General features: G+C 72.1%; 12 protein-coding genes. 5 read left to right on the top strand and 7 right to left on the bottom strand.

The features are described from left to right. Positions 1 to 44: 44 nt before the first annotated feature. The 3 genes from ID574_RS03135 to ID574_RS03125 are packed head-to-tail and all read right to left on the bottom strand — an operon-like array spanning position 45 to position 4,929. Positions 45 to 2,507, bottom strand: coding sequence for a polynucleotide kinase-phosphatase (locus ID574_RS03135; RefSeq protein ID WP_188187221.1), 2,463 nt, complete (start codon positions 2,505 to 2,507; stop codon positions 45 to 47). Next, positions 2,491 to 3,969, bottom strand: a complete 1,479-nt coding sequence (locus ID574_RS03130; protein ID WP_188187220.1) for a 3' terminal RNA ribose 2'-O-methyltransferase Hen1 — start codon at positions 3,967 to 3,969, stop codon at positions 2,491 to 2,493. The genes ID574_RS03135 and ID574_RS03130 overlap by 17 nt, the downstream gene beginning before the upstream one ends. Before the next feature lie 45 nt (positions 3,970 to 4,014). Further along, complete coding sequence (locus ID574_RS03125) at positions 4,015 to 4,929, bottom strand: LLM class F420-dependent oxidoreductase (protein WP_188187219.1); 915 nt, start codon at positions 4,927 to 4,929, stop codon at positions 4,015 to 4,017. Between the two features lie 145 nt (positions 4,930 to 5,074). Here ID574_RS03125 and ID574_RS03120 point away from each other — a divergent pair, with 145 nt between their 5' ends. The 4 genes from ID574_RS03120 to ID574_RS03105 are packed head-to-tail and all read left to right on the top strand — an operon-like array spanning position 5,075 to position 9,214. Next, entirely contained in the window at positions 5,075 to 6,250 is a 1,176-nt protein-coding gene (locus ID574_RS03120) for a glycoside hydrolase family 18 protein (protein ID WP_188187218.1), read from the top strand. Between the two features lie 48 nt (positions 6,251 to 6,298). Continuing rightward, a complete protein-coding gene (locus ID574_RS03115; RefSeq protein ID WP_188187217.1) occupies positions 6,299 to 7,414 on the top strand; it encodes a sensor histidine kinase in 1,116 nt (371 codons plus the stop codon). Then, positions 7,414 to 8,598 (top strand): sensor histidine kinase, encoded by a 1,185-nt coding sequence (locus ID574_RS03110; protein ID WP_223166497.1) that lies wholly within the window; start codon positions 7,414 to 7,416, stop codon positions 8,596 to 8,598. The genes ID574_RS03115 and ID574_RS03110 overlap by 1 nt, the downstream gene beginning before the upstream one ends. Positions 8,599 to 8,614: 16 nt before the next feature. Further along, positions 8,615 to 9,214, top strand: coding sequence for a response regulator transcription factor (locus tag ID574_RS03105; protein ID WP_188187215.1), 600 nt, complete (start codon positions 8,615 to 8,617; stop codon positions 9,212 to 9,214). Between the two features lie 2 nt (positions 9,215 to 9,216). Here the strand turns inward: ID574_RS03105 and ID574_RS03100 are convergent, their stop codons facing one another. From ID574_RS03100 to ID574_RS03090, 3 genes are all read right to left on the bottom strand, one after another. Further along, positions 9,217 to 9,615 carry a DUF732 domain-containing protein gene (locus ID574_RS03100; protein WP_188187214.1) on the bottom strand — a complete coding sequence of 133 codons (399 nt, stop codon included), beginning with the start codon at positions 9,613 to 9,615 and terminating at the stop codon, positions 9,217 to 9,219. Between the two features lie 251 nt (positions 9,616 to 9,866). Further along, on the bottom strand, positions 9,867 to 10,442 hold the full coding sequence (locus ID574_RS61455) for a hypothetical protein (protein ID WP_188187213.1): 576 nt from the start codon (positions 10,440 to 10,442) through the stop codon (positions 9,867 to 9,869). Between the two features lie 115 nt (positions 10,443 to 10,557). Next, complete coding sequence (locus ID574_RS03090) at positions 10,558 to 11,808, bottom strand: class I SAM-dependent RNA methyltransferase (protein ID WP_188187212.1); 1,251 nt, start codon at positions 11,806 to 11,808, stop codon at positions 10,558 to 10,560. Between the two features lie 96 nt (positions 11,809 to 11,904). Here ID574_RS03090 and ID574_RS03085 point away from each other — a divergent pair, with 96 nt between their 5' ends. After that, positions 11,905 to 13,542, top strand: a complete 1,638-nt coding sequence (locus ID574_RS03085) for an alpha/beta hydrolase (protein ID WP_223166315.1) — start codon at positions 11,905 to 11,907, stop codon at positions 13,540 to 13,542. Here the strand turns inward: ID574_RS03085 and ID574_RS03080 are convergent. After that, entirely contained in the window at positions 13,529 to 15,580 is a 2,052-nt protein-coding gene (locus ID574_RS03080; protein ID WP_188187210.1) for an APC family permease, read from the bottom strand. The two genes, ID574_RS03085 and ID574_RS03080, sit on opposite strands and share 14 nt — an antisense overlap. Positions 15,581 to 15,588: the final 8 nt, after the last annotated feature.

Genomic DNA, 15,588 nt, shown 5'->3' with positions numbered 1-15,588 from the left:
CTCAGGCGGGACCGCTACCGCGCAGCTTGCCCGTTCTTTGCCCCCTACAGGCGCGGGTCGACCGGCTCCGACTCGAGGGCCAGCACCGCGAACACCGGCTCGTGCACCCGCCAGGCCGCCTCGCCGTCCGCCAGCCGCGTCAGCGCCTCCAGGCCGAGCGCGTACTCGCGCAGCGCCAGCGAGCGCTTCTTGCCCAGGAAACGCCTGCGCAGCACGTCGAGCGACTCGGTGTAGTCGGGGCCGTAGATGATCCGCAGGTATTCGCGGCCGCGGACCTTGATCCCCGGCTGGACCCGGCCGGGCGCGTACGCGGCGGGCTTGACCACCATGCCCTCGCCGCCGGCCGCGGTCATCGACTCCCACCAGGCGGTGGCCGCGGCCCTGGACTCGGGCGAGCCGAGGTCGACGAACACGTGCTCGGTCCGGGCGATCAGCGGCGAGTCGAGCAGCGCGAGCGTGGAAAGGTGCCAGGCGTGCGGCTCCAGCGCCGTGGCCCGCCCTTCGCAGGCCAGGATCTGGAACGGCGCCAGCTTGATCCCCTCCAGCCCGTCGACCGGCCAGCAGTATCGTGCATACGCCTCGCGGAACAGGGCAGCGTTGTGGGAGCGGCGGCGGGTGCGGTGCAGCAGATCGCCCACATCCAGCCCGCGCTCGGTCGCCGCCTCCAACGCCGCCACCGCCTCGGGGAGCGCTGCGCGGGCGGCCGCGCCGACGGAGGCGTACTGGCTTCTGATCAGGTCGCCGGCCTTCGCCGACCAGGGCAGCAGCTCGCAATCCAGCACCACCCAGTGGGAGCCGAGCTCGGCCCACAGCGGCTCGCATGCCGCGCGCAGCCGCTCGACGAGCGGCGCCGTGTCGGCGAAGAACGGCCGCCCGGTGCGCGTGTAGACGGCGCCCGCGCTGCCGTCGCTCACGCCGAACCTGGCCGCGGCCGCCTCCGGCGTCCTGGCCAGCACGGCGACGGCGCGCGAGCCCATGTGCTTCTCCTCGCACACGACCTCGCGCACCCCGCCGGCGGCGAACTCCTCGAACGCCTCGTGCGGGTGCTCCAGGTAGCCGTCGAGCCTGGAGGTCTCCGGCGGGGCCATGGTGGGCGGCAGGTAGACCAGCCAGCGGGGGTCCACCGCGAACCTGCTCATGACCTCCAGGGCCGCGGCCGCGTTCTCTTCCAGGACCTTGACCCGCGTGCCGAACCTGGTCTCGACGTGCCGGGTGCCGATCACGTCGTTGATGTCGAGCATGCCGGGGTCGCGGGCGGCGCCCGTGCCGAGCGGTTTGGTCGGCTCGTACCAGACCTTCTCCGCTGGAACCTGGACGATCTGGCGCTCGGGGTAACGCAGGGCGGTCAGCTTGCCGCCGAAGACGCAGCCGGTGTCGAGGCAGATGGTGTTGTTGACCCACTCGGGGTGGAGGGTGGGCGTGTGGCCGTAGACGACCATGGCGCGGCCGCGGTATTCCTCGGCCCACGGCAGGCGGACCGGCAGGCCGTATTCGTCGGTCTCACCGGTCGTGTCGCCGTACAGGGCGAAGGAGCGCACCCGCTTGGAGGCGCGCCCGTGGTAGGCCTCCTTGAGCCCGGCATGCGCGACGACGAGCCGGCCGCCGTCCAGCCGGTAGTGGCTGAGCAGGCCGTCCATGAACCGCGTGGCCCGCTCGACGAACTCGGGCGGCTCGGCGGCGAGCTGGTCGAGCGACTCCTGGAGGCCGTGGGCGACCTTGACCTTGCGGCCGTTGAGCGCGCGCACGAGCTTCTGCTCGTGGTTGCCGGCCACGCAGATCGCGGTGCCCGCCTCGACCATCTCCATGACCAGGCGCAGCACGCCGGGCGTGTCGGGGCCGCGGTCGACGAGGTCGCCGACGAACACCGCCGTGCGGCCCTCCGGATGCCTGATCCCCTGCCAGCCCAGCTCCCGCAGCAGCGTCTCCAGCTCCGCGCGGCAGCCGTGCACGTCGCCGATGATGTCGAACGGGCCGGTCAGCTCGGTCAGGTCCGACCAGGCCTTCTCGTACGTGACCACGGCGTTGTCGATCTCGTCGAGCCCCCGGAGGACGTGGACCTTCCTGAACCCGTCGCCGGAGATCTTGCCGAGCGAGCGGCGCAGGTCTTTCCGCTGGCGGATCACCACGCCGGGGCCGAAGTCGCGGTCGGGCCGGGCGGCGTTGCGCTCGATGGCCACCTCCTCCGGCACGTCGAGCACGATCGCGTCGGCCAGCACGTCGTGTTTCCTGGCCAGGTCGATGAGGCTCCTGCGGGCGGCGTACTGGACGTTGGTGGCGTCGACCACGGTGAACAGGCCCCTGGCCAGGCGCACGCCGACGATGTGGTGCAGCAGCTCGAACGCGGCCGGCGTGGCCGACTGGTCGTTCTCGTCGTCGGCGACCAGGCCGCGGCAGAAGTCGGAGGAGATGACCTGCGTGGGCTTGAAGTGCTTCTTCGCGAACGTCGACTTGCCGCTGCCGGAGACGCCGACGAGCACCACGAGGGACAGCTCAGGAACGCTGATCACGGGTGAACACTCCCATCTGGGTGGGCGGCCCGACCTCGGGGTCGTCGTCGCCGACCGGCTCGAACGCCACCTGGTAACCGTGCTCGGCGGCCACGCGCGTCGCCCAGGCGGCGAACTCGGCGCGGGTCCACTCGAAGCGGTGGTCCGGGTGGCGCAGGCCGGTGAGGAACTCGTAGCGGACGTTGTACTCGACGTTGGGGGTGGTGACGAGCACGTGCTGGGGCCTGGCGTGGCCGAACACGACGCGTTCGAGCGCGGCCAGGCGGGGCGGGTCGACGTGCTCGACCACCTCCATGAGCACGGCGGCGTCGTAGCCCTTGAGCCGCTTGTCGGTGTAGGTGAGCGCGCCCTGGAACAGGGTGAGCCGGGCGCGCTTGGCGTCGGGCATGCGGTCGAGGCGGAGTTTGCGGGCGGCGATGGTGAGCGCCATGGACGAGACGTCCATGCCGGCGACCCTGGCGAACCTGGGCCTGGCCAGCAGCGCGGCCACCAGCTCGCCCTGGCCGCAGCCGAGGTCGATCACGCTGACCGCGCCCAGCTCCTCCAGCTTGGCCAGCACGGCCTCGCGGCGGCGGAGGCTCAGTGGCCTGGCCGGAGCCTGGCCCTGGCTCTCCGCGCTCGCGCCCGCGTCGGCCTCCGCTTCGGCGGCGGCCATCTCGTCGGCGGCGCTCTCCCCTGGAGGCGCCTCCTCGGCGACGGCGGGCTCCAGCTCCTCCTCCGTCTCGTCGCCCAGCTCGGCGAGCCTGGCCAGTGCCGTGCGGGCGAGGGCCCAGCGCCGTCCCAGGTAGCGCCGGGTGATCAGGCCGCGTTCCGGGTGACCGTGGAGCCAGCCCTCACCGGCCCTGATCAGCTTGTCGACCTCGTCGGGGGCGATCCAGTAGTGCTTGCCGTCGTCGAGCACGGGCAGCAGCACGTACAGGTGGTTGAGCGCGTCGGACAGGCGGGCGGCGCCGCGCAGGGTGAGGCGGACATATCGCGAATCGCCCCATTCCGGGAAACCCTCGTCGAGCGGCAGCGCCTGCGCCTCGACCTCCCACCCGAGCGGCTCGAACAGCCGCCGCGCCAGGTCGGGGCCGCCGCGGCAGGGCAGCGCGGGGAGCCGCAGCTCCAGCGGCAGCGCCGTGCCGGGCAGCTCGGGCCTGGCCTTGCACCGGCCGGCCCGCGCGGTGCGGAACACCTCGCCCAGCGCCACGGCCAGCAGCGAGGAGGCCGCGTAGGGCCGGTCGTTGACGTACTGCGACAGGCTGAAGTCGGGCGAGCCCTTGCCGCGCGACCTGACCAGCGCGATCGGGTCGACCTCCAGCATCAGCGCCGCCGTGCAGCGCTCCTCGCCCGCCTCCGGGTAGAACACCGTGGCCGTGCCGAACGACTGGCTGAACTCCTGCACGCGCCCGGGGTGCTTGTGCAGGAGAAAGCCCAGGTCGGTGGCGGGGCTCGCAGTGGTCGTGATCGTCAGCAGCACGCCCCAAGTCTGCCGCACCGCCGCGAACCCCCGCCAACCGATTACTCACACGTGCGGCAGCACCTCGGCGGCGATCAGCTCCAGGTGCTCCAGGTCGCCCAGATCCAGGATCTGCAGGTATACCCGCTCGGCGCCCAGCTCGGCGAACCGGCCGATCTTCTCCACCACCTCCGCCGGGGTGCCGCACAGGCCGCCTGCGGGGAGCGTGTCGGGGTTCTCCCCGATGGCGGCCGCGCGGCGCTCGACCTCGGCGCGGTCGGCGCCCACGACGGTAGTCTGCGCCGCCGACAGCCGCACCGTGCGGCCGGTGGTCTCGCACGCCTCACGCACCCGGGCGAAGGCCTCGCCGGTGTCGGCCAGGGTGCGGAACGGCACGTTGTACTCGTCGGCGTACGTGGCCGCCAGCCGCGGCGTGCGCTTGGCCCCGAACCCGCCGATGATCACGGGTGGCCTGGGCCGCTGCGCGGGCTTGGGCAGCGCGGGCGAGTCGGCGAGGCGGTAGTAGCTGCCCTCGAAGGAGTAGCTCTTCTCCGCCGTCCACAGACCGGTGATGATCTCCAACTGCTCCTCGAACCGCCCGAACCGCTCGGCCATCGGCGGGAACGGGATGCCGTACGCGGAGTGCTCGCCGTCGTACCAGCCGGTCCCGAAGCCCAGCTCGACCCGGCCGCCGCTCATGTGGTCGACCTGCGCGACGCTGATCGCCAGCGGCCCGGGCAGCCGGAACGTGGCGGGCGTCACCAGCGTGCCCAACCGGATCCTCGAGGTTTCCCTGGCCAGGCCGGCCAGCGTGATCCATGCGTCGGTCGAGCCCGGGCCCGGGTCGCCCTCGCCGATGCGCTGGTAGTGGTCGGACCGGAAAAAAGCGTCGAATCCCAGGCGTTCGGCGGCCTGGGCGACGGCGAGCAGGTCGTCATATGTCGCGCCCTGCTGGGGCTCGGTGAAGATCCGCAGCTTCATGACCACATTATCCGCACACAACGGACGCGGACTGGAAAAGGCCCGCGCCGTGACGGGAACGCTTGCTAACGTTCGGTAACAACGCCGTACGTAGCCGACCGACCACATGGGGTGTCCTATGCCACGGCACAAGAGGGAGCCGGGCATGCTTCCTCGTCCTCTCGCGATCCTCGGGGCGCTCGCGCTCACGGCCGGCACCGGAGTCGCGATCCGGCTGCTGCCCGCGGGCGCCGGGTCGGCCCAGCCGCCTCCCGCCGCGCGGCATTCCCCTGTCATCTCACCGGCCGTGGCCGCGGCCTCCGGCGCCGCGTTCGTGGGCTTCGTCGACACCGCCCGAGACCCCGACTTCAACCTGCCCGCCGAGTCCCGCCGCACCGGCGTGCGCCACTACGCGCTGGGCCACCTGGTGGCGGGCGGCGACGACGGCTGCGCCCCGAAATGGGCGGGAGCGCTCGAAACCGACGCGGAGGAGACGGACGACCTCGAATCGGACACAGACTCGGCCGATTCTTCAGATTCTTCTGATGCGGATACCGAGGGCACAGACGCAGACAGCACCGTCTCCCCCGAGCCCGACACGGATGGAACCGACACTGAGGAGTCCGACGAGGACGGGAGCGGTTCACTCGAATCGGACCCGGAGCGGAGCGATCCTCTCGATCCGGGCGAGAATCCGGTGGCGAACAGGATCGGGCGGCTCCGGGCGCTGGGGGGCGACGCCGCGCCCGTGTTCGGCGGCCCTGCGGGCAAAGAACTGGCCGCGACGTGCACCAGGCCGGGCGGTCTCGCCGCCGCGTACCGCCGCGTGGTGGGCGCCTTCGACGCCGCCTCCATCGACTTCGAGATCCGTGACGGCGACGACGGCGCCACGGTGCTGCGCCGGGCCCGCGCCATCCGGGCCATGCAGCGCGAGCGGCCGCTGCGGGTCAGCTTCACGCTGCCGCTGAGGCCGCACGGGCTCGACGCCGTCGACGTGGCAATGCTGCACACCACCCACCAGGCGGGCGCGGAGGTCGGCACCGTCAACCTGCTGGCCGCCATGGAGCCGCGCCACTCCCAGAGCGGCCGCCTGCGCCGGCTCTCCGAGGCGGTGCAGCTGGCCAGATACCAGATCGCCCAGGCGCAGGACCTGCCCGACGCCGCCCAGGCGTGGCACCGCATCGCCCTGACCCCGGTCCTGGCGGGCGAAGGTGACCTGAGCGAGGTCGAGGCCCGCACGCTGACCGGTTACGCCGCCCGCCACGGCCTGGCCTGGCTGTCACTGCGCGGCGTCGCCCCATCGCGGCATGTGTCCCGGATTCTTTGGGGTACCGGTGCCTAAATATAGGATTTCCCTCACCTAGGAGGCTTCTCAGCGGGGAGGGGGGCGATGGCGGCTCGTCCGGACACGGCGCGAAAGATCCTGATCTACTGGATGGACGGGATGATCGTGTTCACCGGCGTCCTCTCCGTGGGACTCACCGTGGCGGCGGTGATGGACGGCAAGTTCTCCCCCGTGGTCGCGGCGATCGCCCTCGCCTGCCTGATCGGCTTCTACGCGCTCTACCCCGTCCTGCTCAGGGAGGCGTTCGACACGCGTCCGCGCCCCACGCCGAAGTTGCTGGCGGCGGCAGTCCTCTCGGCGGCGAGCATCGTCCTGCTCCCGCTCGACACGCCCGGCTTCTCCATAGCGACGCAGACCGAGTCGCTGTGGATGTCGGTGGCCGCTCTCTACCTGCCACTGCGGGCGACCGTCTGCCTCACGGCGGCGGTGGTCAGCCTGGTCACCGGCTACACCGTCCTGATGACCGGGCAGGAGTGGCCGGGCGTCCTGCTCCTCAGCGCGGCCAGCACGGTCGCGATGGTCGGCGCCCTGCTGCTGTGGCGCTGGCTCTGGTGGGTGATCAGGGACGCGAACGACAGCCGCGAGGCGAAGGCCAGGCTGGCGGTGGCCGAAGAGCGGCTGCGCTTCGCCCGCGACCTGCACGACCTACTCGGGCACAGCCTGTCGGTGATCACACTGAAGAGCGAGCTGGCCGCGAAGCTGGCGACCAAGGACGCCGGGCGGGCGGCGGTCGAGATGGCCGAGGTACGCGCCCTGGCGGGCGAGTCGCTGGCCGAGGTGCAGCAGGCGGTGCACGGCTATCAGGCGCTCGACCTGGACGAGGAGCTGGCCGGCGTACGGGCGGCGTTGGAGGCCGCGGGAGCCCGCTGCGTGATCGACGCCAGGGCCGACGGCTTGTCGCCGGCCGGCCGGGCGCTGCTGGCCTGGGCGGTCCGGGAAGGCGGCACGAACGTGCTCAAACACAGCAAGGCCACGCGCTGCGCGATCACCATCGACGGCGGCGTGCTGGAGATGGTCAACGACGGCGTGCATGAGCCGCCGGCCGCGCCCGGCAACGGCCTGCGCGGCCTGGCGGAGCGGCTGGCCACGGCGGGCGGGTCCTTCTTCGCGGCGCCCACTCCGACGGGCGAGTTCCTGCTGCGCGCGGCGGTCCCGTCGTGATGGGCGAAACCCTGGGACGGATCCGCGGCGGTGCGAGAGCCTCCGTCGCCGACCGCCGCACAGCGCTCGGCCGGCGGATACGCAGGCTCCGGGGGGCGACGAGGCTGGACAAGGCCCGCTGGCTGCTCGTCATCTCCACGGACATCATCCTGCTGTTCTCGGCGCTCGGCTATTTCGAGCTGTTCGTCCGCTGGCAGCAGGGTTTTCCGTGGCCGCTGGCCGTGGGCGGCGCCGTGCTGCTGCTGGTCTTCAACGTGCTGAGCATGTTCCCGTTCCAGGTGGCCGTCCGGGGCGGCAGGCGGCCCACCGCGATCCTCGCGGTCACCGGAGCGATCGTGGCACTGCTGGCGGCCTTCCTGGTCGTCTGGGCGATCCCGAGCTGGCTGGGGTTGATGGCGGCGTTCGTCCGCAAGCGCACCGTCATCGCCCTGTTCGTCGGCTCGCTCGCGGTCATGGGCGCGGCCTTCGGCGTGGTCGCCGGGTTCGATCCGGCCATCCTGCTGCTGGAACTGATCCTGGCGCTCCTCGCAGCGATCTCGATCGGCGGGGTCTGGGCGAGCCTGCGGCTCTGGCAGCTCGCCAAGGAGGCGCACGAGGGCGAGGAGGCCATGGCCAGGCTGGCGGTCTCCGAGGAGCGGCTGCGCTTCGCCCGCGACCTCAACGACCTGCTCGGCCAGAGCCTCACCGACGTCGCGGCCGGGACCGTCCGCGCCGAGCAGGCGCTGCGCGCCGATCCGGAGACGGCCGCGGCCGAGATGTTCGAGGTACGCGACCTGGCCAGGAAGTCGTTACGCGAGGTGCGCACCGTCGTGCAGGACTATCGCGCCATCGACCTGGACGAGGTGTTGGCCGGCGTGCGGGCGGTGCTGGAGGCGGCGGACGTACGCTGCACCGTGCGGGCCGACACCTCCGCGCTGACTCCGGAGACCCGCACGCTGCTGGCCACGGTCGTCCGCGAGGGCGCCACCAACGTCCTCAAGCACAGCCGGGCCGAACGCTGCACGATCACGATCGAGAACGGCGTGCTGGAGATGGCCAACGACGGCGTGAGCGGGCCCGTGGGCGAGCACGCCCCCAACGGGCTGGCGGGGCTGGCCGAGCGGGTGCGCGCGGCGGGCGGCACCCTGGAGGCGGCGCCCACGCGTGAGGGCCGCTACCTGCTGCGGGCGGCGGTGCCCGCTTGATCCCCCGGGAGCTTCCATGACCATCCGCGTGCTGCTGGCCGACGACGAGCACCTCATCCGGGGAGCCATCGCGGCCCTGCTGGACCTCGAGGACGGAATCGAGGTCGTCGCCCAGGTCGGCAGGGGCGACGAGGTCCTCGACGCCGTGACCGAGCACCGGCCCGACGTGGCGGTGCTCGACATCGAGATGCCCGCAATGGACGGCCTGAGCGCGGCCGAGCGGATCAGCGCGCAATGCAAGATCGTCATCCTGACCAGCCTGGGCCGGCCCGGCTACCTGCGCCGTGCCATGGCGGCGGGCGTGAGCGGTTTCCTCGGCAAGGACGCCTCGGCCGAGGAGCTGGCCATGGCGATCCGCAAGGTCCAGGGCGGCGGACGCTACCTGGACGCGGAGCTGGCCGCGGCGGCGATGGCCGCCGGCGACAGCCCGCTGACCGATCGCGAGCGCGACGCGCTGCGGCTGGCCGGCGACGGGGCCACGATCGCGCGGATCGCGGGCGAGCTGCACCTGACGGAGGGCACGGTACGCAACTACCTCTCGAGCGCCATGACCAAGCTCAACGCGCAGAACCGACTGGAGGCCATCCGCACCGCTCAGCGCATGGGCTGGCTCTGAGCTCAGGGTTTGCACCACACCCTGACCTCGTCGACGATCTTCCTGGCCTGCTCGGCGTCCACGCCGATGAACCGCTTCCGCGCGGCCTCGACCACCTCGTCGTCGCCCTTGCCCTCCCGGATGTCGGCGCAGGTCTGCTCGGCCGCCGAGATGTTGATGTCCTCGTCCAGCAGCCATGGGGCGATGGTGGCCAGCTTGAACATGAAGTCCTTGCGCTGCTGCTCCGTGGGCGTCCTGCCGTTTCCTCCCCCCGTCTCCCTCGTCGGCTCGGGAAGCGTGATCGAAGGAGCGGCCAGGGGCGGCGCGAGGGCGCGCTGGCCCATGAAGCTGACGACCAGCAGCACGCCGACGACGGCGAGCACCGCCAGCCCGCCGGCGGCGACCAGCACGATGAGCAGCACCGGGCCTTTCTTCGAAGGCGGCGGTGGCGCTTGGTGCTGATGCCACTGCTGCGGGTGTTGCGCGGGATGTGGAGGTTGCTGTTGCGGAGGGTGCATGCGCGCACCGTACGCCCTTCGCCAGTAATTTTGTCCGGGTTCGCCATGACGAATGCCCGAAAACGGGGAAACAGCCGACCTAATCGCCCCGAGTACCCGCAGGCCGAGCGCCCCGCCGCTTCGCCCTTGAGGCGGCGGGGCGCCTTCTGACGCGCTCAGCTCTCGCAGAGCGTCTCGAACTCGGCGTCGCACCGGTCGGTGCCGTCGCCGCCGGCGGCCGAGTCGGTGCCCGCCTCGCCGACCAGCGTGTCGTTGCCCGCCTGGCCCGAGAGCCGATCGTCACCATCGCCGCCGAAGGCGATGTCCGAGCCGAGCCCGCCGAGGAACGCGTCCGTGCCCGGCCCGAGGTCGACCTTCGACCGCAGAGCCGTACGGTTCCGCAGCCGGTCGTCCCCCTTCCCGGTGACCACAGAGATCACCGAGATGCCGGCGCTCGGACAGGCCACCTGGTTGGCGGACAGCCCCACGCACGGCGCGGCCCCGGCGACCGTGTCGGCGGTGTTCGTGACGATCAGTCGCGGGCCGGACACGAACACGACCAGATCGTCGGACGCGCTGCCCGCGACGACCTCCAGCACCGTGCCGGACACGCTCACGTTGGTGGCGGCGTGCGCCGGACCGGCGATGGCCAGGAGCGACGCGGTCAGCGCCGCGCCCGCCGTGAGCGCGCGGATCCCGTGCCGCCGCAGGACAGCGGCCCTGGAGCGCCTGTCGTTCCCCCGTGTACTCATCGATCCCCCTCTGACTTGGTGGCCGGCCTCCGTGATCGGGGGCCAGAGGATGAGTACAGCGCGGTCGGGGGCGCGCCTCTGTGTTGAAGGGGACACCCGTACTGCGTCGTTTTGCCTATGCCCTGACCAGCAGCCCGACGCACTCCACGTGATGGGTCATGGGGAACGCGTCGAAGGCCCGCAGGTCGGCCAGCACGTATCCGCGCTCCGCCAGCCACTTCAGGTCCCGCGCGAACGTGGCAGGATCGCAGGACACGTACACGATGCGCAGCGCGTCCAGCCCCGTGATCCGCTCCACCACCTCGCGCCCGAGCCCCGACCGCGGCGGGTCCACCACGACGAGGTCGGCGCGCTCGATCTGGAACCGGTCGAGGGCCTCCTCCACCCTCCCCCGCTCCACCCGGGCCTGCGGCAGGTCGCGGAGGTTGGCGCGGGCGTCGCGGACGGCGGAGGCCTCCGACTCCAGCCCGAACACCGCGCCCTCCGGCCCCACGGCCTCGGCCAGGCCCGCGGCGAACAGGCCGACGCCGCAGTAGAGGTCGAGCGCCCACTCGCCGGGCTCCGGCGCGGCGTAGACCAGCACCGCGTCCAGCAGCGTCTCCGCGGCCCCCGGGTGCACCTGCCAGAAGCCGCTGCCCGCCACCCGGAAACCCCGGTCGCCCACCTGCTCGTGCAGCACGCCCGATCCGCGCCGCGGCACCGTGCGGCCCTTGCCCTGGTCGAGCAGGATCGAGGCGGGCGCGTCGAGATCGGGCACGGTGACGCTGCGCCGGGGCCGGGGCGAGACCACCACGGCCCGGTCGCCGCTGGAGGAGGCGATGACCTCGACGCCGGCCGCGCCCGGCCACTCGTGCGCCTCCGCCCCGACCGCCTCCACCTCGGGATGGGCGATCAGGCAGGCGTCGACCACCTCGATCTCGTGCGAGCGGTGCCGGCGGAAGCCCAGCTCGCCGGTCGGCAGGGCGGCGAACTGCACGCGCGTGCGCCAGCCCAGCCCGTCTTTGGCGCCCGGCACCTCCTCGACCACGACCTCGCGCTCGATGCCGGCCAGCCGCTGCAACTGCTCGGCCACGACCTGGGCCTTGAGCCGCCGCTGGGCCTCCAGCGTGGCGTGCTGCCAGTCGCAGCCGCCGCAGCGGCCCGGGCCCGCGTACGGGCACGGCGGGACCACGCGATCGGGCGACGGCTCGAGGATCTCGACGGCGTCGGCCCGCAGGAACCGGGTCGTCTCCTCGGTGACGTCGGCCACGACCCGTTCGCCGGGCAGCGCGTGGCGCACGAAGACCACGCGCCCTTCGTGGCGTGCCACGCACCAGCCGCCGTGCGCGACCGGGCCTACCGTCAACTCGAGAGTTCTCCGTTCCACACCGCCACCCTATGGGGGCCGCGCCTTGCAGCCGACCATCGGTGCCCGCGCCCTGGAGGCTCGACCTGCCGGATCGATCCCCTACCGTGGATGGACGTGAGCGGGGGACGTGTGGTGCGGCGGAGGCTGGGCTTCGGGGGGACGCTGGCGGCCACCCTGTTCGCCTGCGCGTCGCTGACGCCGTCGCTGCTGCCCCGCACCTGGCTTTACCAGGCGGTGCTGGCCGCGCTCACCGGCATCCTGGGGTACGCCGCCGGAGCCGCACTCGGCGCGCTGGTGCGGGCGGCGGTTCCCTACCGGCCGCCGGAGCGCACGCGGCAGATCGCCTGGCGGGTCCTGATCGGCGGCTGCGTGGCGCTGGCGGGGACGGCGCTCTGGTACAGCGCCGGCTGGCAGCGCGACGTGCGGGCGCTCATGGGCATGGACACGAGGATCACGTGGTTTCCGCCGCTGATCCTCGCGGTGGCCATCGCCCTGTTCACGGTCCTTCTCGTCATTTCGCGGCTCGTCCGGCTGGGCGGCCGCAAGTTGATCGCCTGGCTCGGCCGGTTCGTCCCCGTCCCCGCCGGTCGCGCCATCGGTGTGATGCTCATCGCCGGCCTGGTCGCGCTCTTCGCCGACGACGCCGTGTCCTCCGCGTTCGCGGCCAAGCTCAACGACGTCTCCTCGGTCACCAACGAGGGCACCCACCCGGGCGTGCGAAAGCCCGCCTCCAGCCTGGTGTCCGGCGGCCCCGGCTCGCTCGTGACGTGGGAGTCGCTCGGCAGGGAGGGCCGCCGCTTCACCGCCACCGCCCCCTCCCGCGCCCGGCTCGCCGCCTTCTCGGGCCGCCCCGCCGCCGATCCGATCAGGGTGTACGTCGGCCTCGGCTCCGCCGCCTCCCCCGAGGCCCAGGCGGCGCTGGCGGTACGCGAGCTGGAGCGCACCGGCGGCTTCCGCCGGCCCGTGCTCGCCGTGCTCGGCACCACCGGCAACGGCTGGGTGGACCCGCACGTCGCCGACGCGCTGGAGTACATGTACAACGGCGACTCCGCCATGGTCGCCGTGCAGTACTCGTACCTGCCGAGCTGGTTGTCGTTCCTGGCCGACAGGGAGCGGGCGGCCGCGGCGGGGCGGACGCTGTTCGAGGCGGTACGCGCCCGGTGGGCCCGGCTGCCGCCCGGCGACCGGCCGCGCCTGCTGCTGTCAGGTGAGAGTCTGGGCGCCTACCAGGCAGAGCGGGCCTTCCGCGACCTTGACGACCTGGTGGCCGAGGCGGACGGCGCGATGTTCGTCGGCCCGCCGAACGCCGGCCCCGTCTGGCGGAGCGTCACGGCCGGACGCGAGCCGGGCAGCCCCATCTGGCGGCCGGTCTACGAGCAGGGCCGGACGGTGCGGTTCGCCGCCCGCCCCGGCGACCTGGGCCGCCCGGGCGCCCCCTGGCCGGGCCCGCGCGTGGTCTACCTGCAGAACGCCTCCGACCCGGTCGTGTGGTGGTCTCCCGAGCTGATCTACCGGCGGCCGGACTGGCTGGCGGACGGGCGGGGTCCGGGGGTGAGCCAGGAGATGACCTGGTTCCCGGTGGTGACCTTCTGGCAGGTGGTGACGGATCTGACGGCCGGGCTGTCCGTGCCGCCCGGATACGGGCACCGCTACGGCCCGAACATCGCCGACGGCTGGGCCGCGGTCGCCGCGCCGCCGGGCTGGAGCACGTCCGACACCGACCGGCTGCGCGCGCTGATCACCTCGTCCTGATCTGCTGCCCTTCCTCTTCCTTGACGGTCTCGTGCCACGGACGGCGCACCGACCCGGGCGCGAACGGCTCCGGCCGCCCCTTGAGCCGGTCGGAGGAATGCAGCTGCCACGGCACGCTGGTGACCATGACGCCCGGCTTGAACAGCAGCCGCGCCTTCAGCCTGAGCGCGCTCTGGTTGTGCAGCAGGTGCTCCCACCAGTGGCCGACCACGTACTCCGGGATGAACACCGTCACCACGTCGCGCGGCGAGCGCCGGCGCAGGTGCTTGACGTAGTCGAGGATCGGCTGCGTGATCTCCCGGTACGGCGAGTCGAGCATCTTCAGCGGCACCGGGATCGCCCGCCGTTCCCATTCCTCCTGCAGCTTCCGCGCCTCGTCCCCCTCCACGCCCACGGTGACGGCCTCGAGCGTGGACGGCCGGGTGGCGCGCGCGTACGCCAGGGCCCGCATGGTGGGCTTGTGGATCTTGGAGACGAGCACGATGGCGTGGTTGCGGGCGGGCAGCATCGTGGGCTCGTAGTCCTCGGTGATCGCCAGCTCGGCCGCCACGTTGTCGTAGTGGTGCCTGATGCCCTTCATCATGAGGAACAGGATGGGCATGGCGATCACCACGATCCACGCCCCGACCAGGAACTTCGTGAGCAGCACGACGATCAGCACGAGCCCCGTCATGATGCCGCCGAAAAAGTTGATCGCCCGGGAGCGGTGCATCTGGTGGCGGACCCTGGGGTCGGTCTCGGTCTTCAGATGGCGGGTCCAGTGGATGACCATGCCGGTCTGGCTGAGCGTGAACGACACGAAGACGCCGACGATGTAGAGGTTGAGCAGGCGGCTGACGTCGGCGTCGAATCCCCACAGCAGCAGGCACGCGCCCAGCGCCAGGATGATGATGCCGTTGGAGAAGGCCAGCCGGTCGCCGCGGGTGTGCAGCTGGCGCGGCAGGTAACGGTCCTGCGCCAGGATCGAGCCGAGCACCGGGAAGCCGTTGAACGCCGTGTTGGCCGCCAGGAAGAGGATCAGCGCCGTCACCGCCGAGATCACGATGAACATCAGCGACCCGCCGCCGAAGACCGCGTCGGCCACCTGCGAGATGATCGGCTGCTGGTGGTAGCCGGGGCCGACAGGCGTGCCATCCGGCCTGAGCAGGTCGTGGGCGACCACGGAGGGCTCGGCCATCCGCACCCCGGAGGCAAGGGCGAGCGCGATGATGCCGCCGAACATGGTGATCGCGATGAGACCCATCATGAGCAGCGTCGTGGCGGCGTTCTTGCTCTTGGGCTTGCGGAAGGCGGGAACGCCGTTGCTGATGGCCTCGACGCCGGTCAGGGCCGCGCAACCGGAGGAGAACGCGCGCAGGACCAGGAAGGCCGCGGCGAAGGCCGTCAGGTTGGTCTGCTCGGGCTCGATGGTGAAGCCGGCGCTCGGCGCCTCCATCCGCTCCCCCAGCACCAGCAGCCGGATCCCGCCCCAGGCGATCAGCCCCAGCACGGCGATCATGAACGCGTACGTGGGGATGGCGAAGGCGGCGCCGGACTCGCGGATACCGCGCAGGTTGATCACGGTGAGCAGAACGACGATGCCGATGGCGACGGCGGGCTTGTGCTGGGCGACGAACGGGATCGTGGCGCCCACGTAGTCGACGCCGTTGGCCACGGACACGGCGACCGTCAGCACGTAGTCGACGAGGAGCGCGCTGGCCACGGTGAGCCCGGCGTTCTTGCCGAGGTTGGTGTTGGCGACCTCGTAGTCGCCGCCGCCGCTGGGGTAGGCGTGCACGTTCTGCCGGTACGACGCCACCACCGTGAGCATCACGATGATGACGGCGATCGCGACCCAGGGACTGTAGGCGTAGAAGGAGACTCCGGCCAGCGACAGGATGACCAGGATCTCCTGCGGGGCGTAGGCCACGGACGAGAGCGCGTCGCTCGCGAAAACAGGTAGTGCGATCCGTTTGGGGAGGAGTTGCTCGTGGAGTTGCCCGCTTCGTAGGGCGCGCCCCACGAGCAAGCGTTTGACAAGATCCGTTACCTTCGCCACGTAACGAG

Source organism: Nonomuraea sp. SYSU D8015, assembly GCF_008065375.1.
GTDB lineage: Bacteria > Actinomycetota > Actinomycetes > Streptosporangiales > Streptosporangiaceae > Nonomuraea.
This window is presented reverse-complemented; position numbering and strand designations above follow the sequence as displayed.

What these genes read in the sequence shown, in the direction of transcription:
- ID574_RS03115 (WP_188187217.1), top strand. Translation starts at nt 6,299, where the DNA reads ATGGCGGCTCGTCCGGACACGGCGCGAAAGATCCTGATCTACTGGATG.
- ID574_RS61455 (WP_188187213.1), bottom strand. Translation starts at nt 10,442, where the DNA reads ATGAGTACACGGGGGAACGACAGGCGCTCCAGGGCCGCTGTCCTGCGG.
- ID574_RS03125 (WP_188187219.1), bottom strand. Translation starts at nt 4,929, where the DNA reads ATGAAGCTGCGGATCTTCACCGAGCCCCAGCAGGGCGCGACATATGAC.
- ID574_RS03105 (WP_188187215.1), top strand. Translation starts at nt 8,615, where the DNA reads ATGACCATCCGCGTGCTGCTGGCCGACGACGAGCACCTCATCCGGGGA.
- ID574_RS03120 (WP_188187218.1), top strand. Translation starts at nt 5,075, where the DNA reads ATGCTTCCTCGTCCTCTCGCGATCCTCGGGGCGCTCGCGCTCACGGCC.
- ID574_RS03110 (WP_223166497.1), top strand. Translation starts at nt 7,414, where the DNA reads ATGGGCGAAACCCTGGGACGGATCCGCGGCGGTGCGAGAGCCTCCGTC.